This is a genomic window from Roseobacter sp. HKCCD6576-2, assembly GCF_013179285.1.
GTDB lineage: Bacteria > Pseudomonadota > Alphaproteobacteria > Rhodobacterales > Rhodobacteraceae > Rhodophyticola > Rhodophyticola oceani.
Genome location: NZ_WVNW01000001.1, coordinates 779309 through 795829 on the forward strand (window position 1 = coordinate 779309; position 16521 = coordinate 795829).

The window sequence follows — 16521 nt, forward strand, 5'->3', positions numbered from 1 at the left end:
TTCCTTATCATGTTAACCATTAGCGGAGCAAAGAAACCGCAATTGTTTGTGTAACGAGCTGGGACAAATGCAGACCAAATTATCTGATCTGCGCTTTAGGATGATTCGGATAATCGGGTCGCCTGCGTTTTCTTCATTTGTGGCCATGACTGTCTTGGCCACACTTGTTGGGCCATTCGGCACGTATCTCTCAATGTCATTGCCTGAACGGGCAATCTATTGGGGCATTATGATTGGCGTGTCGGTGTTTTTATCTTTTTGGGTCAGATGCTTGACTTCCAGGGTTGTCGGGGGCGACCCTTTCTTAATTGATATGGTCACAAGCGGTGTTGTCGCGCTGATGCTTGGGCCAATGATCTGGTTCTATAACCACTTTCTCTACAATTTGCCTCGCGCAGATCTGCCAAGTCTTGGGAAGCATGTTCTTGTTGTTTTTGCGGTTTGCATGATCGTGGTTTTGATCCGAGTTTACCTTCAATCCGAACCAGTCGACGCGGAAATTTTATCGCCCCCGCCCGAAGTGCCGGATGTCGTTTTTTTGCGGCGTTTGCCAGATGAATTGGGCAAGGATTTGGTGCATGTTTCTGCGGATGGTCACTATCTCGATGTTGCCACCCATCTCGGGCAGGAGCGCATTCTGATGCGCTTCTCCGATGCCTTGGCTGAGTTGGATGGGTATGAGGGCGTCCGTGTCCACAGGTCTCATTGGGTGGCTTTGGATGCGATTGTGGCGGTGGAGCAAACGGGCCGACGCGTCTTTGTCATTCTGTCCGATGGACACCGGGTCCCGGTGAGCCAAGCCCATCAGCCCGCGCTGACCGAACATGGGTTTCAGGTCTAACGCGGCATTGCCACGCGGAGCGGTGGTGTGGTCAGCAAGATGGCATGCGCCTCGGGCTGCATCAGGGCCGTCAAGGCACTGTCATCGCTGTGAAGGCCGCCGGTATATGTGCCATAGGCGGGCATGATCACCCGCTGATCATCAACCAAGAAACAAGGGCGCGTGACACGCCGCGCGCGGGTCGGAAGCTTCGCTTTGGGGTGGTAATGCCCAGAGATTTCGCCGTCTTGCCCAGCCTCAGCAATATGGCGGAACTGAAGGGGTCCGTGCCGGTAATGCGCAAGGTGACTGCCGCCGAGGTCGACAGGTCCGGCATCGTGATTGCCCTCAATCCAGATCCAGCGTCGCCTCGCCATCAGCTTCGTCAACCAGGTGACCATCTCGCTATGTAGAGCGTCGGCTGCGGCCAAATCGTCGAAACTGTCGCCGAGGCAGATTACCGTTTCGGCTGTCGTGGTCGCCAAATCGGCTTCAAGGCGCATCAGGGTATCCTGGACCTCGTAAGGCGGCAACATCGGCCCGCCGCGACGGGCCATCCGTTCGGACTTACCCAAATGCAGATCTGAGACACAGAGAATGCGGGCCGCAGGCCACCAAAGCGCCCCGGATGAAAGGGCCATCAGCCGCTCGTCGGCAAAGGTAAACTCCAGTTCGTTCATGCTTCGTTCGATGGCATGACGGGCGGCGCCTTGCAAGCTTCACATCTCTCTGACGGGCTAAGGAGCTTGAACACCGGCAGTTGCCATCAAGCGGGCCGCTTCCTCTTCGACCAACCGCTGCTCCGCGCGGCCCTTAACCGCAATCTTTCCGACTTCTAAAAACAGCGGGGCCGCGAGCGGCGTGATGCGCGGCAATTTTACATGGTCAATCCGGGTGCCGATCCGCGTGAGCATCCCGTCAATTCGGCCGAAATCCACCATGCCGCGCATCGCCTCGATCCTCGTGATCTCGAGCATCACGTGGTCGGGGTCGTATTTGCGGAGCGTGTCATAGAGGATATCCGTCGAAAACGTCGCCTGCCGTCCGGTTTTGCGTTTGCCAGCGGGCATGTTGCGGTCGATCAGCCCGGCGATGATTGCAGCACCTTTGAAGGTGCGTTTCATCACCGCGTTGCCGGAGAGCCAGGTCTCCATCGTTTCTGTGAGGGTCTCACGGGAAAACAATGGTTTGGCATCCGGCAAAGGGTCCAGCCCCCAAATCAAGGTTGCATAATCGGTGGAGACAAATCCAAGCGGGTTCAGGCCTTCCTGCTCCATCCGTTGGGTCAGCAATAGGCCTAAGGTCTGCTGCGCATTCTTGCCCGCAAACCCATAGGCGCAGACATGTTCGCGCCCGTCATGGGGGAAGCTTTCAACCAGCAGACGGTCGCGCTCGGGTAGGCGCGAGACCTCTCGTTGTAGGGCGAGCCAGTCGCGTGTGTGTTGCGGCAGTGTCGGCCAATCCTCTTGCCGGAACATCCGCAGAATTCGGTCGGATAACTGGGTGGAAGTGGCGAATTTACTGCCCATGAAGACCGCGACCTTGGGCTTGTCCGATGGGCTTCGGGTAACCTCGATGGTCATCTCGCGGAGGCCTTCATACCGCACGATCTGACCACCGATCAGAAAGGTATCGCCCTTCACCAAAGTCGCAGCGAAATCCTCCTCGACCTCCCCCAAAGGCATCCCGCCCCGCGCGTGTTTCAAGCGGACCTTCAGCTTGTCGGAGGCAAGAATAGTGCCGATATTCATTCGGATCTGTCGGCTCGCGCGGGGGTCACGCAATTGCCACTGTCCATCTGGGCGTTGGACCAGCTTTTGCCAGCGGTCATAAGCCTTTAGCGCATAGCCGCCGGTGGCGCAGAAATCCAGACAGCGATCAAAAGTGCCGCGCGGCAGGGTGGCATAGGCGCCGGCTGACGTGACCTCGGCATAGAGATCATCCGCGGCGAACGGGCCTGCGGCGGCGCGGATCAAGATATGCTGGCAGAGGACGTCCAGTGGGCCGTCGCCTTTCGGATCGCCGTCCAGATCATGGTCCCGGGCGGCTTCCAGTGCGGCGACGCATTCAATGACCTCAAACCGATTCGCGGGCACCATGAGCGCCTTGGAGGGCGCGTTATACCGGTGATTGGCACGGCCAATCCGCTGCACCAGACGTTTGACGTTTTTCGGCGCGCCGACCTGGATGACCAAGTCAACGTCCCCCCAGTCGATCCCTAGATCGAGCGATCCGGTACAAACAATGGCGCGCAAGTCTCCGGTAACCATCGCGGCCTCGACTTTCTCGCGCTGCTCACGGGAGAGCGCGCCGTGATGGATGCCGATTGGCAGGTGCTCTTCATTGGCGAGCCAAAGGTGGTGAAAGAAGATCTCCGCCTGGGCGCGCGTGTTGTGGAAGATCAGCGTCGTCTTATGGGCTCTGACCTGCTCCAGAACCGCCGGAATTGCATAGCGTCCGCCGCCGCCGGACCAGGGCGGGCGCTCCTCGGTCTCCAACATTGAGATGTCGGGGTCAGGGCCAGGATCGGCCTCGAGGATTGCACAAGGATCTGGGTGGCGGGCCAGAATGCGGGCGATGGCGGGCGGGTCTTCAACCGTCGCCGAGAGGCCCACCCGGCGGAGTCCTGGCGCAAGAGTGGACAGGCGCGACAAGGCCAGCATGAGTTGATCACCGCGCTTGGATTCCGCCAGGGCGTGAATCTCATCGACGATCACCCGTTGCAGGTCGTTGAACATATGGCCCGCGTCTTCGTAAGAAGTCAGAAGCGCCAGGCTTTCCGGTGTCGTGAGCAGGATATGCGGCGGATCGGCCCGCTGACGTTTTCTTTGGGTTTGGGTCGTGTCCCCGGTCCGGTCTTCAATGCGGATCGGCAGGCCGATTTCATCCACCGGCGTGCGCAGGTTGCGCTTGATATCTGCGGCCAGGGCTTTCAGCGGCGAGATATAGAGCGTGTGGAGACCCTGATGGGTGCCATCGGCCAATTCGGCCAGCGTCGGCAGAAACCCGGCCATGGTTTTGCCGCCGCCCGTAGGCGCGATGAGAAGTTGGCAGGGCTCTCGTGAGAGCTCCAACATCTGCTGTTGATGCGGATGAATGGTCCAGCCGCGTTTGGTGAACCAATCGGTGATATTCGGGGGCAACGCCGTCATACCACAGAGATAAAGCGTAGGCGCGTGGCGGTCAGCCCCTTTAGCACGTGACGGTGGCGCAAGGCGGCGTCATCGACGAGGGGAGGCGGCCCGGCAGCTTCATCTAAGCACATCCGGTGCAGCGACAGGGGCCAGATCAGTGGATAATGGCTTCCTCTTTGACGTACATGTTCTCCCACGCGCGGTCGATCAGATCGGGGCGCATCTGATATGGGATGCCCTCGAATTCGCAGATCGCAATCAACTGATCGATCAGGAAGTTCGCGTGGTAGTTGGCATAGACATTGTTAATCTTCGGGTAGCGCACTTTCAGCATATGAACGAGGCTTTCCTCGTTTAGCGGCACTTTCTTCTTGCGTGCGACCATGGCGAAGACTTTCAGGAATTCCTCCTGCGTCGGGCCATCAATCTTCACCTTGAAGAAGATTCGGCGCAGCGCCGCTTGGTCGAACAATTCATTCGGGTGGAAGTTGGTGGAGAAGATCACAAGCGTGTCGAACGGCACTTCGAATTTCTCACCCGACTGGAGGGCGAGAATGTCATAGGCGTTCTCCATCGGTACAATCCACCGGTTGATCAGCGCCTGAGGCGGCTCCTCCTGGCGGCCAAGGTCGTCGACGATGAAGACGCCGCCGGTGGATTTCAGCTGCAAGCTGGCCTGGTAGGTGCGGCTGACGGCGTTGTAGTTCAGATCCAGCATGTTCAGCATCAACTCGCCGCCGGTCATCACCGTGGGGCGCTTGCAGAGCAGATAGCGCGTGTCAAACCGGGCCGACGCTTTACGAAGGCTACTATGTGCTGTCGCGTCAGTGTCTTCGATCGGCGTGTGCACGATCGGGTCAAAGAGCGTAATGACCTGACCGGCATAGGCCAGCGCGCGGGGAATATAGATCGTGTCGCCCATTGCGGAACGGATGCCTTCAGCGATGGAGGATTTGCCGTTGCCGGGCGGCCCGTAGAGCAAGACCGAGCGGCCAGAGCCGACAGCAGGCCCAAGCTGATCGATCATGCCATCTGGCAGGATCAGATGACCCATGGATTTTTCCAGCATGTCGCGGGTCAGGTGGATGTCTCGGATCGACTGCCGCTTCACCTGGATTTTGTAGTCATCCAATGGCACTGGCATCGCGCCATAGTATTCGGACTGGCTCAATGCATCGAGGGCGCGGGCTTTGCCATTGTCGGTCAGTTGAAAGCCCATCTCCGAGCCAGACGTCGCATGCAAGGTTCCGGTTGCTTGAAGAAGGCTCATATCGCGCGCCATATCGATCAACCCTTGCGTCAGGGTCAGAGGCAGACAGATCGCCTCGGAAATCTCCGTCGCGGTCTCCACATTCTTGCGGAAGATGGTCTTTAGCAGGATATCGCGCATCATCACGATGGGAAGGCCTGTATCCCCCAATTTGCGCAGGGCAGGGGGGGCAAAACCTTCGGAGCTTGATGGTGTCTGAATATTCATAGCGGGCCCTCTAACTGGCGCGATTTTGCCGGACGAATGCGGCGTAACCTAGGCGGCACGGCTTGAAATTGCGTCAATTTTTGCGGCTCAGGCCCATAGTCCCAAACCGAGCACCAAGTAAATCGCCAGAGCACCGGCCAGAGCCACGCCCATCGGGAAAAGCTTGCCCCGATCCCAAGAGACCCAATCCGGCGTTGCGCGCCGCACCGCTGGCACGCGCGAGGCACCGCGATGGGTCAGCCAAGAGCCGATGAGGACCAGGGAGAAGAGCATCAGGAAGAACAGCGCATCGCCCGTCGCAATAAAGGGGGCCATAGCCGCCGCGAATTTCGCATCGCCCGCGCCGACGAGGCCAAGCGAGGAGACCACAAAACCGACCAACAAGACACCGCCAAGCTGTGCAAGACGCCAGAGATACGTGTCGAATGGGAGAAGGAGCAGGCCACCGATCAGGAAGACCCCCGCCAGGGCGAGGACCGCGACATTGGGAATACGCATCTCACGCAGGTCAGACCAGGCGACCCAGATGCAGATCGGTACGACGAAGGGCAGGAACCAAGCGGCTTCGGAAAAGGTTAACGACATCAGTTGCGCACCTCCGTATCAAGCGCACGGAGGGCCCGCACGGCGGCGTCGAAATGCTGCGGATGGGTGTCGATTGCTTCGGCCAAAAGACCGCGGCCAATATCCACATCGCCTTGGCGGATAGCGGCGAGTGCCGCGGTATGGAGCAACTGCGCGCGCTCAATCTGCGTCATTTGCACCAGCGGCAGATTGTAGTTGCCCCGCGCAGCCCGCGCCAAAACAAGGTTGTTCTTGGCGGTGAAGAGATCGGGGTCATAGGTGATCGCCTCGGTAAACAGGCGTTCGGCAGCTTCGGTGTCGCCACGTGTGAGCTTGGAGAAGCCCCAATTGTTCAGAACACTCGCGGGCCGGGTCGTGAGACCCACAGCCGTCTCATAAAAGCTGTCCGCATTGGACCATTCTTGGTTGCTATCGGCCACCATCGCTTCGAGTCGGTAGCGTTCATATGTCTCGAAGGTGGGTGGAACCAGATCAAGCTGCGCTTCGGCCTGATCCCAGTCACTGTTGCGGATCAGCGCGTCGGCATAGTCTACCCGGTCTTGGGCGGTCGCTTCCGGATGTTCCGCGATGTCGCGCCATACAACGCCCGCTTCGGCCGCCCGTCCAGCGCGGATCAAGCTGTGACCCAGGCCCCGCTGCAGATCCAGCCGGTCAGGCTGTTCTCGCGTCGCTCGGCGAAAATAGGTGACCGCCTCGTCAGGGTCGGCGACGGTGAGCATGATGTCGTTGAGATTGGTCTCATCGATAACATTCATACTGTCCATCGCGCGCTCCACATCGGCGCGTTCGGAATTGCCACAAGCGGCGAGTCCCAGGGACAAGCCGACAACCAGAGAAACCCGGGTAGTCAGGCGCATAGGCGACCTCTTACTGCTCGATCGCTATGTTCTTGGTGTGTCGGTAAGGATCCAAACCCCTCCGCCCCGACGCTCCAAATCATAGCGGTTTTCGTTGTTTTCAGGAATATACCCCGAATTTTCCATTCTTGCGATAGCGAGCCTTAAGTTTTCGCGGATGGAGTCCGATTGGCCACTATCGAGGGCAAAAGCGTGCTGAAACACCTGCCGCGCTTCGCCATATTCGCCCCGTTCCATCAAGACGACGCCGAGATTGTTCCAGGATGGTGGGAAGTCGGGATCTTCTTCGACCGCGCGGCGGAGCCAGGTTTCGGCTTGGCCTAAACGGCCGAGCTGTAGATTTGCGGAACCAAGGGCCGAGAAATGTGCGCCAGAGGGGCCGTCTTCCGCCGTCGCGCGCATATACGCCCTGAGCGCCAGCTCATATTCGCCAGCCTCCATCAAGCGATGGCCAACGATGAGCCCATCGACCGCGTCGCGCAGCACATGGGTGCCGGCGGGTGCGGCCAAACCCTGGCGGTCCGCGCCCAAACGGCTGGTCGCCTGGTGACCACAGGCGGCCAGCCCAAGAATTGTTGTGGAAATGATGAGCCCCCGCATCATGATCCTAATCTCCTTGGTTGGATTGCCTCCGCATTAGCCTCCGCCAAGGTTTTGCGCGATGCCATAGACCGATGGGCCGATCAGAATGATCAACAGCGGCGGTACACAGAACATCATCGTGCCGAGTGTCAGTTTGGTCGGGAGTTTGTTGGCTTTCTCTTCGGCACGCAACACGCGTTTGTCGCGCATCTCGGCGGCATAGACCCGGAGCGCTTCGGCCACGGAGGTGCCGAAAGTCGCTGATTGGATCAACACGGTGACGAAGCTATTCACATCCTGAATATCGACCCGCTCGCCCATATCGCGCAACACTTTGGTTTTGTCTTTGCCGGCCTTCATCTCATAAGCGACCATTTCAAACTCTTCGCAAAGAGCGGGGTAGGCCGCGCGCATCTCTTTCGCGACACGGATGATGGATTGGTCGAGTGACTGACCCGCCTCAACGCAGACCAACATCAGGTCAAGCGCATCCGGAAAGCCCTGGGTGATCTCTTCGGCGCGGGTCTGAACCCGTTTTGTGACCCAATACTTCGGCAGGTAATACCCGACCGCCCCCGGGATTAGGACCGACATGATCGAGGCTTGGGCACTAAGCCCAGGCGCCACCAGCACATAGATCGAGCCGAGCGCCAGAAAGCCGAGGCCAAGGGCGAATTGGGCAAAGTGGAAGGTTTGCACAGCCCCTTTCGAGCGGTAACCCGCACGGATCAAGGTCAGGCGCATCTGGCTCAGTTCGTCGATATCCTGTGGCTCGAGGAATTGCGAAAACCGATCCAGTCGCTGGTCCTTGCCGCCAATCCGTAGCGCTCGGCGGGACTCTTGGTCACCGGCACCGTTTTGCATATCGCGCAGCTTATCAAGCGGGTCCTTTTTCCGGAACAGAATGGCTGGAAGGGCGACGATGACCAAAAGGAGGCCAAGGCCACCGACCAAAATCAGCGGGCCAAGATCGCCAAGGGCGCCGGTCACGGCCTCATTGATTTGAGTCAGAAGGTTTCGAATGAAGTCCATCGGTTAACCCGCCTTTACACTTTGATGTTGACCATCATGCGCATGAAAATGACGTTCACGAACAACATCACCCCAACAACAGCACAAGCTGGGATAAAGACTGGGCTGTTCATCACGTCGCTATAATAATCGGGCTGCATCACGTTGATGCCGATCAGGCATAGGATCGGGAAAACCGAGAGGAACATCCCTGACCACTTCGCCTCGGCAGTGATCGCTTTCACCCGGCGGAACAGTTTGAACCGCGCGCGGATCACATTTGCCAAGCCAGCCAGGATCTCTGCAAGGTTGCCGCCGGAGGTCTGCTGAATGCCAACAGCGACCGCCATGAAACGCAAGTCTTGCAGGTCCAAACGTTCAGCCATGTTTTCGATGCTTTCCGCGATATCGCGGCCATAGGCAGCTTCGTCAGCAATGATGCCCAGTTCCGAGCCAAGCGGATCGGCTACCTCTTTCGCAACCGTGTTGATGGCCGAGACAAACGGGTGCCCCACGCGCAGCGAGCGCACCATCAACTCCACCGCGTCGGGCAGTTGTTCCTCGATCATTGCGATGCGTTTTTTGGCTTTGGAGTTCACCCAGTAATACACACCGCCGACGCCCATCCCGACCGACACCAACAGGCGGATCGGCAAGGATGCCCCTGTCAACAGAGTCAGCAGCAAAAAGGCGACCATCGTCATGCCGATCATAACCAAGATGAGCTGTTGCGGCGTGAAGGCGATATTGGCCTTCTGCGCTTTGTCGGCGATCAACGAGTAGAGAGGGATCGTGCGGGACTTGGTGTGTTGGTCCAGCTCTTTGCGGAGCTTGGCCAGGACATCCTCCCGCGAGGACCCTTTTTCGAGCATGGTCAGCCGTCGGTTGACCCGAGCGTTGAAGCTAATCGATTTGCCAAAAACCATCAGATACACGCCGTTGACCAGCATGATCACGCCGACGAATATGCCGATATAAATGAGGGGTTCGATGCTGATTTGCATGACAGCTTACTCCGCCGCGACAGGGTCGTAGATGGACATGGGCAGGTCGTAGCCCCATTGCTTGAAGCGTTCCGAATAGTGCGAACGCACGCCACAAGCGGTGAACCGACCGATGATCGTGCCGTCAGGTTTCAGGCCCAAACGCTGATAGCGGAAGACCTCCTGCATCGAGATCACTTCGCCTTCCATGCCCGTCACCTCGGTGATCGAGACCATGCGGCGTGAGCCGTCCTGCAAACGGCTGGCCTGCACAATCAGGTTCACCGCCGAAGAGATCTGCGCGCGAACGGCCTTGATCGGCATCTCGATACCCGACATGGCAATCATGTTTTCCAAGCGCGAACAGGCATCTCGCGCTGAGTTGGCGTGGATCGTGGTCATCGACCCGTCATGGCCGGTGTTCATCGCCTGCAGCATGTCGATCACCTCATCGCCGCGGGTTTCCCCCACGATGATCCGGTCGGGTCGCATCCGAAGCGCGTTCCGCAAACAATCGCGTTGTGTAACGGCACCTTTGCCTTCGACATTCGGCGGACGGCTCTCCATCCGACCCACGTGAATCTGTTGAAGCTGAAGTTCCGCCGTATCCTCGATCGTCAAGATCCGCTCGGAATTGTCGATGAAGCTCGAAAGCGCGTTCAGCGTCGTGGTTTTACCGGAGCCCGTCCCGCCCGAAACAATCACGTTCAGGCGTGTGGCAACGGCAGCTTGAAGATACGCCGCCATTTCCTCGGAAAACGCGCCGAATTTCACGAGGTCATCGACGCCCAGCTTCTCCTTCTTGAACTTACGAATGGAGACCAAGCTGCCATCCACGGCGACCGGCGGGACCATCGCGTTGAAACGCGAGCCGTCTTTGAGGCGCGCGTCCACATGCGGGTTCGATTCGTCGACGCGACGACCAACGGCCGATACGATCTTGTCGATGATCCGCAGCAGGTGCCGCTCGTCTTTGAACCGCACATCGGAGAGTGTCAGCTTGCCGTCACGTTCCACAAAGACGCGATTTGGGCCGTTCACCAGGATATCGTTGACGGTGTCGTCCTTCAGCAGTGGCTCAAGTGGGCCAAGGCCGGTCACTTCGTCGAAGAGTTCAGTTTGCAGGGTCTGACGGTCTTCGCGGTTCAAGACCACACCCATCTCCGCCAGTTCCTCGGACGTGATCGCGCTGATCTCGGCCTTCAATTCTGTGTCTTTCGCGCCTTCGAGCGCCGAGAGATTCAGGTTTTCGAGGAGACGGTGGTGCATTTCCGTCTTGATTTCGTCGAGGCGCAAGCGACGCTTTTTCTCTTTGTCGAGATTTGCGACCTCAGCGGCGGGTTTTGCAGGCTGATCTGGTGCCGGTTGTTTCCGCTGCACTTTCGGCTGCGGGGCTTCTACACCACCCAGCGGCACACCGCTCGCGGTTTCGCCGGCCTGCGCAGCAGGTCGCGCCGCCACCGGTTTTTTGTATTTCGAGAACATGGCTCTGGTCTCCCCTACCTAGCGACTGCGTCCGACAGCATCGCCTCGAAAAGGTTGCCAGCCAGTTTCAAAATGTCTTTCCGCATCGGATTTTTTCGCGCCATTTCAGCCAATGGTACGCCATGATCCGAGGATTGCGTCACTTGGCGGGCGCCGTCAGAAAGCTGTGTCGAGATCTTCACGCCTAAGCTGTCTGCAAGGCGCTTCACGCGCGATTTTCCGTTCAAATCCAGGCCTTTCGGCGCTCGGTTCAGAACAAAGTTTACCTTTTCGAGCGGCAGTTCTTCCGACTGCAAGGCCCGGATGAACCGCATCGCGTTTTGAGCCGAGCGCATGTCGAGTTCCAGCATCGAAAAGAACACATCGACTCGGTTCAGGACGGTCTCTGTCCATTGCACGATCGTGGTTGGCATATCGATAACCACGATGTCGAAACACTCCGTCGCAAGGTTCAGAACCGCTTCGACGTCTTCGGGCGAGATCATATCGAGCGGGATGATCTCGGACGGTGCCGTAAAGACCGACAATTTTCCGTTGTAATCAAGGAGGGCCTGTTTGAAGGCGTCCACATCCATGCCCTGACTATCTGACAGCACTTCGAGGATCACCTCGCGCCGCGGCAGGTCAAGGAATGTCGACGCCGAGCCAAACTGCAGATCAAAGTCGATCAGGCAAACGGACGGCGCTCTCTTCTTGTCGATATTGGCCAGTTCCCAGGCCAAATTGACAGCCAAAGTCGTGGACCCTGTGCCGCCAGCCAGGCTTTGCACGGCGAAGATCGCAGATCGGCCATCCATCGTGGGTCGGGGATCAAGCGATGAAGTTTCGGTGTCGCCAGCTGGTTGCGTTCCGGGAGCGGGCTCGCGGATACGTTTTATAGCATCGTGCAAAGCCCGCTCGGGCAAAGGGTAGGGCACGAAATCATCCGCGCCCAGTTTCATTAACTGATGCAGGCCTTGGGTGCTTAATTCATTGGCGATTAGGATCACTTTGATCCCTTTGGCCTTGGCGGCGCGGATCAACTCACCGATCAGACCAATGTCACCTTCATCTTGTTGATCAACTGCAATAGCGACGAATTCCAGGCCGTCGGATTCTCGTTGCTCAAGAAAGGCGCGGGCTTCGTCCAAATGCAAATCGCCCCAGCTTTCGCCGAGTTCGGTTTCCATATCATCGATCAAAAGATCGAAATTCTGCACGTCCCTAGAAATCGTGGAAGCCACGATCGGTGCGGGATCAGATTTCAGCGCAAGTCCGCCACTCATTCCTCAATTCCCATATTGCCTGACTTCGCCAGGTTCTGTTGCCATCCGGTATTGCGCGGCACGTGCGTTTTACCGGGGGAGCTAGGATCATTTCCGCGCTGCTCGGATGCGGTTTGCCCTATGCCTTGAAAGAGTTTTGATGCGTAAAAAGGGCAACAATACGACCAAAAAGCCGTAACTATTGGGAAAAACGCCACGTATTGGACACGTGGCGTTTCATGATTGCAGGTTATTCGGCGGACTCGCTACCGCCGGTATACCTCCGGTAGACCACTTGCGCGTACCTTCCATCAAGAACCATCGGGTGGTCTTGAACAAAGCCACTTACTTCGGTCACGGTGCGACGGTTGCGGCGCTCACGGGCCTCGGTGGCGACGATCGGCTGTGTTTCCCCAAAGGAAACAAGCGCTTCCAAACGGCTACGGTCGACCCCTTGGCTGACCAGGTAATTCACCGCGGCGCGCGCGCGACGTTGACCAAGCCGTTGATTGTAGCCTTGGCTGCCCACGAGATCGGTATGGCCATAAACACTGAAACGGACTTCGGGGAACTGCCGGATCCAGGTCGCCTGCTGTCGCAGTGTCGCGCGAGCGGTATCGTCGAGTTGGGCGGAGTTGAAAGCGAAATTGATCGTCGTTGGCACTTCTGCGGCGAATCGGCCCGCGAGGCTTTCCACGTAACTACGCTGCCCTGTCATGACGAGGACGTTGTTCATTGTGGGGTTGCCAAACCCGCCCTCATCAATGCGTGCGCCTGCCGGACGTTCAAAGTTGGGTCCACATGCCGCCAATGCAAGGCCAGCGGCCCCAAAAATCGCGTATCTTACTGATGTCAGGATAGCCATTTGCTCACTCCATCACATAGCCGTAGGAGCCGCTGAAATCTTGTTGTGCGACATCGGCAGTAGCAGTGCCGGCACGCGGCGCACCGCTAACGCGACCCCCGAGAAACAACTCGCGCTCGGTTGGAATTGCCACCCTGTCAGTAGGCAGCGCCAGGGCCTCTCCACGTGTAGGGGAAACCAGATGTGCTGTGACAATGATCACAAGCTCTGTTTGATCCCGTTGATAATTTGTGCTGCGGAACAACGCGCCGAGGATCGGGATATCGCCCAACCACGGCACCTGGCCGATCGAGTCGCGGAAATCATCCTGCAACAATCCGGCAATCGCAAAGCTCTCGCCATCCCGCATCTCGACTGTCGTCGAAGCTCGACGGGTGTTGATTTCGGGAATGTTCGTGCCGGGTTGAATCTCTCCGATCGACGAAACCTCGCTGGCGAGGCTCAAGTTTATGACCTCGTCATGTACAACGGTCGGCGTGAAGGACAGGTTGACACCAAAAGGTTTGAAGTCAATGGCCACGCCTTCTTCGGTGGAAACCGGTATTGGGTATTCTCCACCTGCCAGGAATGATGCAGTTTGACCGGAAAGGGCCGTTAGGTTCGGCTCCGCCAGGGTGCGGGCCAAGCCATTGGTCTCAAGGGCTTCCAGAAGGATACCGAACTCCGTGCTTCCTGAGCCGAAGGTGACGCCGAACACACCGTTTCGGCCGTCCAGGGTTGGGTTGATCACTGCTGCGGGGAAGTTGGTTGCGGCGCTACCGGAGCCAAACTGTGCGTCACCGCGTAGAGCCCCAAAACTTGTTGACAGATTCTGACGGACCGACCGCGACATCTCTGCGAAACGCACCTGGAGCAGCACCTGCTGAGATCCGCCAACCGACATCAAGTTCGACACGCGACCTGGTGCATAGCGTTCACCAAGTTCCATTGCACGTTCTACAGTTTGACCAGAACTCACGATGCCGGACAGAACGATACCGTCATTCGCCGTCCTTACTTCAACCTCTTCGCCTGGCAGGATATCCTGAAGGCGCTCGCGCAGCTCCGCCACATCCGGGATCACTTGCACTTCGACATTTGCAATCAGGCTGCCATCGACACCCAAAAGGGTCATGGTTGTCCGCCCGGGTGCACGGCCCAAAACATAGATTGTGCGTTCCGAGAGCGTGGCGATATCGGCGATCGCCGGGTTCGCTACTGAGAGCTCTGCAAAGATCGCATCGCTTTCAACGACGACCGCGCGGTTCATTGGAACGCGCAATGAGGTTGATGTTGCACCTTCCAAGACGCGCAAGGTCTGGGCTTGGGTAAGAGGCGCTGCTGCCAGCGCGAGGGCAAAGCCGAACAGGCTTGCCCGAAGAACGGTCATAAAGCTCATTGTGATCCTGCCTCTCTGATCACGTTATGGGCCGATTTTTCGTGCCCGATTGAGCGCACCATGCCCCAATTCCGCTTTCCGCGCAAGAATCAGGCATTTGCAGCCCGTTTTTTATGTGATCTGGAAACCACGCGGCCCAAGGTGTGGCGTAAAAAGAAACACGGCCCCCAAGATAGAGGGCCGCGTCTTGTGATTGTTTCGAAGGTGCTAGTTGGTGCAGGGCACCGGGGTCACGACCACTTCACCACCACGACGGTTACGAACGGTGCAAATCCGAGGGCCGGCTTCCTGCTCAACAGCGGCGATGCCCAAGAGCTGATCCTGGTTGATTTCGACCGTCTCGCTGATCGTTTCATCCCCGACGCCCACCAGCGCGAGTGTTAGGCGGCCGGAAGACTGCGCATGAGCCAAGGCGGCGATCTCTTCCGGAGGTGCCTCGACTGTGATCGTCCGCGCGATGGTTGGGTTGTTCCGGTCTTCGTCGGCGATCTGGTCAATTGCGATAATTTGCACATTCGAGCGGATCAATCGGGTCACGTTCTCACCCCGGGCCGTACCGGTCCAATACACATCTACGCGGTCACCTGGCCGGAGAAAGCCTGAGACGCCCGAAGCCACATCGACTGACAGCGCAAAAGCGCGCATACCGGCCCCCAGCCGTGAGGCCACGCCGGCATCTTGGCCAGGTGCCGTCACCTTGGAAACCAAAATCGGCTCATCGCGCTCCATCACACGGAGAACGGTGCGCAGTTCTTCCGGACCTTCGGGGAACAACTCCTCAAGGCTGGTGAAAGCGCCGAACGGTACATGGGCCGCGGGCCACAAGACAGCCGTCACATGCTCTTGCCGTAGCTGTTGCCCATATCTTAGTTGCGTATTGACCACATAGACCTCTGTCGTCTGGATAACAGCGTTTCTTTGATTGGCTAAGGCGGTTTGATACTGAGCAAATCTGTCTTGCGCCACATAGACTGCAAATCCTGCCAAGGCGACGCCGACGATGAGGACAAGCCCGAAAATCACTCGCATGTCGTAGGTCCTTTAATTAGCGCGCAGCACGTGCCGATGACACGTGCCGCGCAGTTTTCTGATATAATCATGCACTCCGAATTGGGCGGAAACATGGTGGCAACACGGTGTCTTTGGGTCTGGCGGGGTGGATATGGCAGATGATGTTCGTCCACGCTGCGGGCCGTTATGCCCTCCGACTCTGTTTGATTTTGCTAGTTTCCAGGAGTCTCCGGATGTGTGAACCCGTCATAGCGATGGTCGGTCAACAGTTGCGTTTGAATGTCACGAGACAGAGTCTCAAGCCCGGCACCGACAACATTTGCCACGGCGAGGCCAAGTCCAACGAGGGCCGCAGTGAGTACGACCCAATCCACGGTCACAGCACCAGTGTCGTCCAATATGAAGGATCGAACAGGTATCGACAGATGCATAAAATTCTCCCCGGCGGGTGATAATTGAAAGCCTGGCAGGGCTCCTAAGCAGACCGAGGCAGAGTCGGGGCGAAATGTGGCACAAATGTGTTAGAGATGCGCAGCTATGGTGTATTTTTGGCAAATCTTGGAAGCAATCTGGTGATACTGTTCCCGTTGCGGCAATAAAAAAGGCCGCGCTTCTTTCAGCGCGGCCTTTCTCAGATATCTTAGATAACGCCGTATGGCGATAATCTGTTGATTAAGGAGTTGTCTCGGTCTCAGTGAAGACCGTGTTGCCATCGAACGGGTCGGTCAGCGGATCGGTATCGGTCAAGGCCTGGCCAATGTCGGTCGACAGGTTCTCAACACCACCCGACACAACGGCCATAACGGCCAGGCCCAGGCCCACGATGGCTGCGGTCAGAACGACCCAGTCAACGGTCACGGCGCCGGATTCAGATGCGGCGAAGTTTTTGATCAGTGCAGTCATTATCTTAATCTCCAGTTTCAAGTCTTTGACAGTTTACCTGTTTGGTTCCTGCCCCCTCGGGACAGCGTTGTTTTCCCTCCGAATCGGGGCGCAAATTGGGCGAGGGCTGGATTTTTGTAAGAATTGTTCGCGGTTCTTTTGCGGTTTGTTGCGAGGGACATGTAAATTGCCCACCGTCTAGCGCAT

16 protein-coding genes are annotated in these 16521 nt (G+C 57.8%); 1 reads left to right on the forward strand and 15 read right to left on the reverse strand.

What is annotated here, in order from left to right; genetic code table 11:
- The first annotated feature begins 46 nt into the window (after positions 1-46).
- On the forward strand, positions 47-841 hold the full coding sequence (locus tag GTF44_RS03865) for a LytTR family DNA-binding domain-containing protein (RefSeq protein ID WP_171557649.1): 795 nt from the start codon (positions 47-49) through the stop codon (positions 839-841).
- On the opposite strand, the gene pdeM is transcribed toward GTF44_RS03865, so the two are convergent.
- The 15 genes from pdeM to GTF44_RS03940 all read right to left on the reverse strand — a co-directional run bounded on the left by pdeM (position 838) and on the right by GTF44_RS03940 (position 16335).
- Positions 838-1500 carry a ligase-associated DNA damage response endonuclease PdeM gene (pdeM, locus tag GTF44_RS03870; protein ID WP_171557651.1) on the reverse strand — a complete coding sequence of 221 codons (663 nt, stop codon included), beginning with the start codon at positions 1498-1500 and terminating at the stop codon, positions 838-840. The genes GTF44_RS03865 and pdeM overlap by 4 nt on opposite strands.
- Positions 1501-1557: 57 nt before the next feature.
- Positions 1558-3972 carry a ligase-associated DNA damage response DEXH box helicase gene (locus GTF44_RS03875; protein WP_171557652.1) on the reverse strand — a complete coding sequence of 805 codons (2415 nt, stop codon included), beginning with the start codon at positions 3970-3972 and terminating at the stop codon, positions 1558-1560.
- A gap of 136 nt (positions 3973-4108) precedes the next feature.
- The gene (locus GTF44_RS03880; protein ID WP_171557653.1) at positions 4109-5431 is read right to left on the reverse strand and encodes an ATPase; all 1323 of its coding nucleotides are present in this window, start codon (positions 5429-5431) and stop codon (positions 4109-4111) included.
- Positions 5432-5518: 87 nt separating this feature from the next.
- Positions 5519-6016, reverse strand: a complete 498-nt coding sequence (locus GTF44_RS03885) for a prepilin peptidase (RefSeq protein WP_171557654.1) — start codon at positions 6014-6016, stop codon at positions 5519-5521.
- Positions 6016-6873 (reverse strand): lipopolysaccharide assembly protein LapB, encoded by an 858-nt coding sequence (locus GTF44_RS03890; protein ID WP_171557655.1) that lies wholly within the window; start codon positions 6871-6873, stop codon positions 6016-6018. The genes GTF44_RS03885 and GTF44_RS03890 overlap by 1 nt, the downstream gene beginning before the upstream one ends.
- A 24-nt stretch (positions 6874-6897) precedes the next feature.
- Positions 6898-7476 carry a tetratricopeptide repeat protein gene (locus tag GTF44_RS03895; RefSeq protein ID WP_171557656.1) on the reverse strand — a complete coding sequence of 193 codons (579 nt, stop codon included), beginning with the start codon at positions 7474-7476 and terminating at the stop codon, positions 6898-6900.
- A gap of 33 nt (positions 7477-7509) precedes the next feature.
- Positions 7510-8487 (reverse strand): type II secretion system F family protein, encoded by a 978-nt coding sequence (locus GTF44_RS03900; protein WP_171557657.1) that lies wholly within the window; start codon positions 8485-8487, stop codon positions 7510-7512.
- A 14-nt stretch (positions 8488-8501) separates the two neighbouring features.
- Positions 8502-9470, reverse strand: coding sequence for a type II secretion system F family protein (locus tag GTF44_RS03905; protein ID WP_145211684.1), 969 nt, complete (start codon positions 9468-9470; stop codon positions 8502-8504).
- Positions 9471-9476: 6 nt separating this feature from the next.
- Complete coding sequence (locus tag GTF44_RS03910) at positions 9477-10934, reverse strand: CpaF family protein (RefSeq protein ID WP_171557659.1); 1458 nt, start codon at positions 10932-10934, stop codon at positions 9477-9479.
- Between the two features lie 14 nt (positions 10935-10948).
- Positions 10949-12199 carry an AAA family ATPase gene (locus tag GTF44_RS03915; protein ID WP_171557660.1) on the reverse strand — a complete coding sequence of 417 codons (1251 nt, stop codon included), beginning with the start codon at positions 12197-12199 and terminating at the stop codon, positions 10949-10951.
- Positions 12200-12428: 229 nt separating this feature from the next.
- Positions 12429-13043, reverse strand: coding sequence for an OmpA family protein (locus tag GTF44_RS03920; protein WP_171557662.1), 615 nt, complete (start codon positions 13041-13043; stop codon positions 12429-12431).
- Between the two features lie 4 nt (positions 13044-13047).
- Positions 13048-14421, reverse strand: coding sequence for a type II and III secretion system protein family protein (locus GTF44_RS03925; protein ID WP_171557664.1), 1374 nt, complete (start codon positions 14419-14421; stop codon positions 13048-13050).
- Between the two features lie 207 nt (positions 14422-14628).
- Positions 14629-15450, reverse strand: a complete 822-nt coding sequence (gene cpaB, locus GTF44_RS03930) for a Flp pilus assembly protein CpaB (RefSeq protein ID WP_171557666.1) — start codon at positions 15448-15450, stop codon at positions 14629-14631.
- A 194-nt stretch (positions 15451-15644) separates the two neighbouring features.
- Complete coding sequence (locus GTF44_RS03935; RefSeq protein ID WP_171557667.1) at positions 15645-15863, reverse strand: pilus assembly protein; 219 nt, start codon at positions 15861-15863, stop codon at positions 15645-15647.
- Between the two features lie 241 nt (positions 15864-16104).
- Positions 16105-16335: a hypothetical protein gene (locus tag GTF44_RS03940; protein WP_171557669.1), complete on the reverse strand. Its 231-nt coding sequence runs from the start codon at positions 16333-16335 to the stop codon at positions 16105-16107.
- Positions 16336-16521 lie beyond the last annotated feature (186 nt).

Bases quoted from the DNA above. Each gene is read 5' to 3' on its own strand.
- pdeM (WP_171557651.1), bottom strand. From the start codon at position 1,500: ATGAACGAACTGGAGTTTACCTTTGCCGACGAGCGGCTGATGGCCCTT.
- GTF44_RS03875 (WP_171557652.1), bottom strand. From the start codon at position 3,972: ATGACGGCGTTGCCCCCGAATATCACCGATTGGTTCACCAAACGCGGC.
- GTF44_RS03880 (WP_171557653.1), bottom strand. From the start codon at position 5,431: ATGAATATTCAGACACCATCAAGCTCCGAAGGTTTTGCCCCCCCTGCC.
- GTF44_RS03885 (WP_171557654.1), bottom strand. From the start codon at position 6,016: ATGTCGTTAACCTTTTCCGAAGCCGCTTGGTTCCTGCCCTTCGTCGTA.
- GTF44_RS03890 (WP_171557655.1), bottom strand. From the start codon at position 6,873: ATGCGCCTGACTACCCGGGTTTCTCTGGTTGTCGGCTTGTCCCTGGGA.
- GTF44_RS03895 (WP_171557656.1), bottom strand. From the start codon at position 7,476: ATGATGCGGGGGCTCATCATTTCCACAACAATTCTTGGGCTGGCCGCC.
- GTF44_RS03900 (WP_171557657.1), bottom strand. From the start codon at position 8,487: ATGGACTTCATTCGAAACCTTCTGACTCAAATCAATGAGGCCGTGACC.
- GTF44_RS03905 (WP_145211684.1), bottom strand. From the start codon at position 9,470: ATGCAAATCAGCATCGAACCCCTCATTTATATCGGCATATTCGTCGGC.
- GTF44_RS03910 (WP_171557659.1), bottom strand. From the start codon at position 10,934: ATGTTCTCGAAATACAAAAAACCGGTGGCGGCGCGACCTGCTGCGCAG.
- GTF44_RS03915 (WP_171557660.1), bottom strand. From the start codon at position 12,199: ATGAGTGGCGGACTTGCGCTGAAATCTGATCCCGCACCGATCGTGGCT.
- GTF44_RS03920 (WP_171557662.1), bottom strand. From the start codon at position 13,043: ATGGCTATCCTGACATCAGTAAGATACGCGATTTTTGGGGCCGCTGGC.
- GTF44_RS03925 (WP_171557664.1), bottom strand. From the start codon at position 14,421: ATGAGCTTTATGACCGTTCTTCGGGCAAGCCTGTTCGGCTTTGCCCTC.
- cpaB (WP_171557666.1), bottom strand. From the start codon at position 15,450: ATGCGAGTGATTTTCGGGCTTGTCCTCATCGTCGGCGTCGCCTTGGCA.
- GTF44_RS03935 (WP_171557667.1), bottom strand. From the start codon at position 15,863: ATGCATCTGTCGATACCTGTTCGATCCTTCATATTGGACGACACTGGT.
- GTF44_RS03940 (WP_171557669.1), bottom strand. From the start codon at position 16,335: ATGACTGCACTGATCAAAAACTTCGCCGCATCTGAATCCGGCGCCGTG.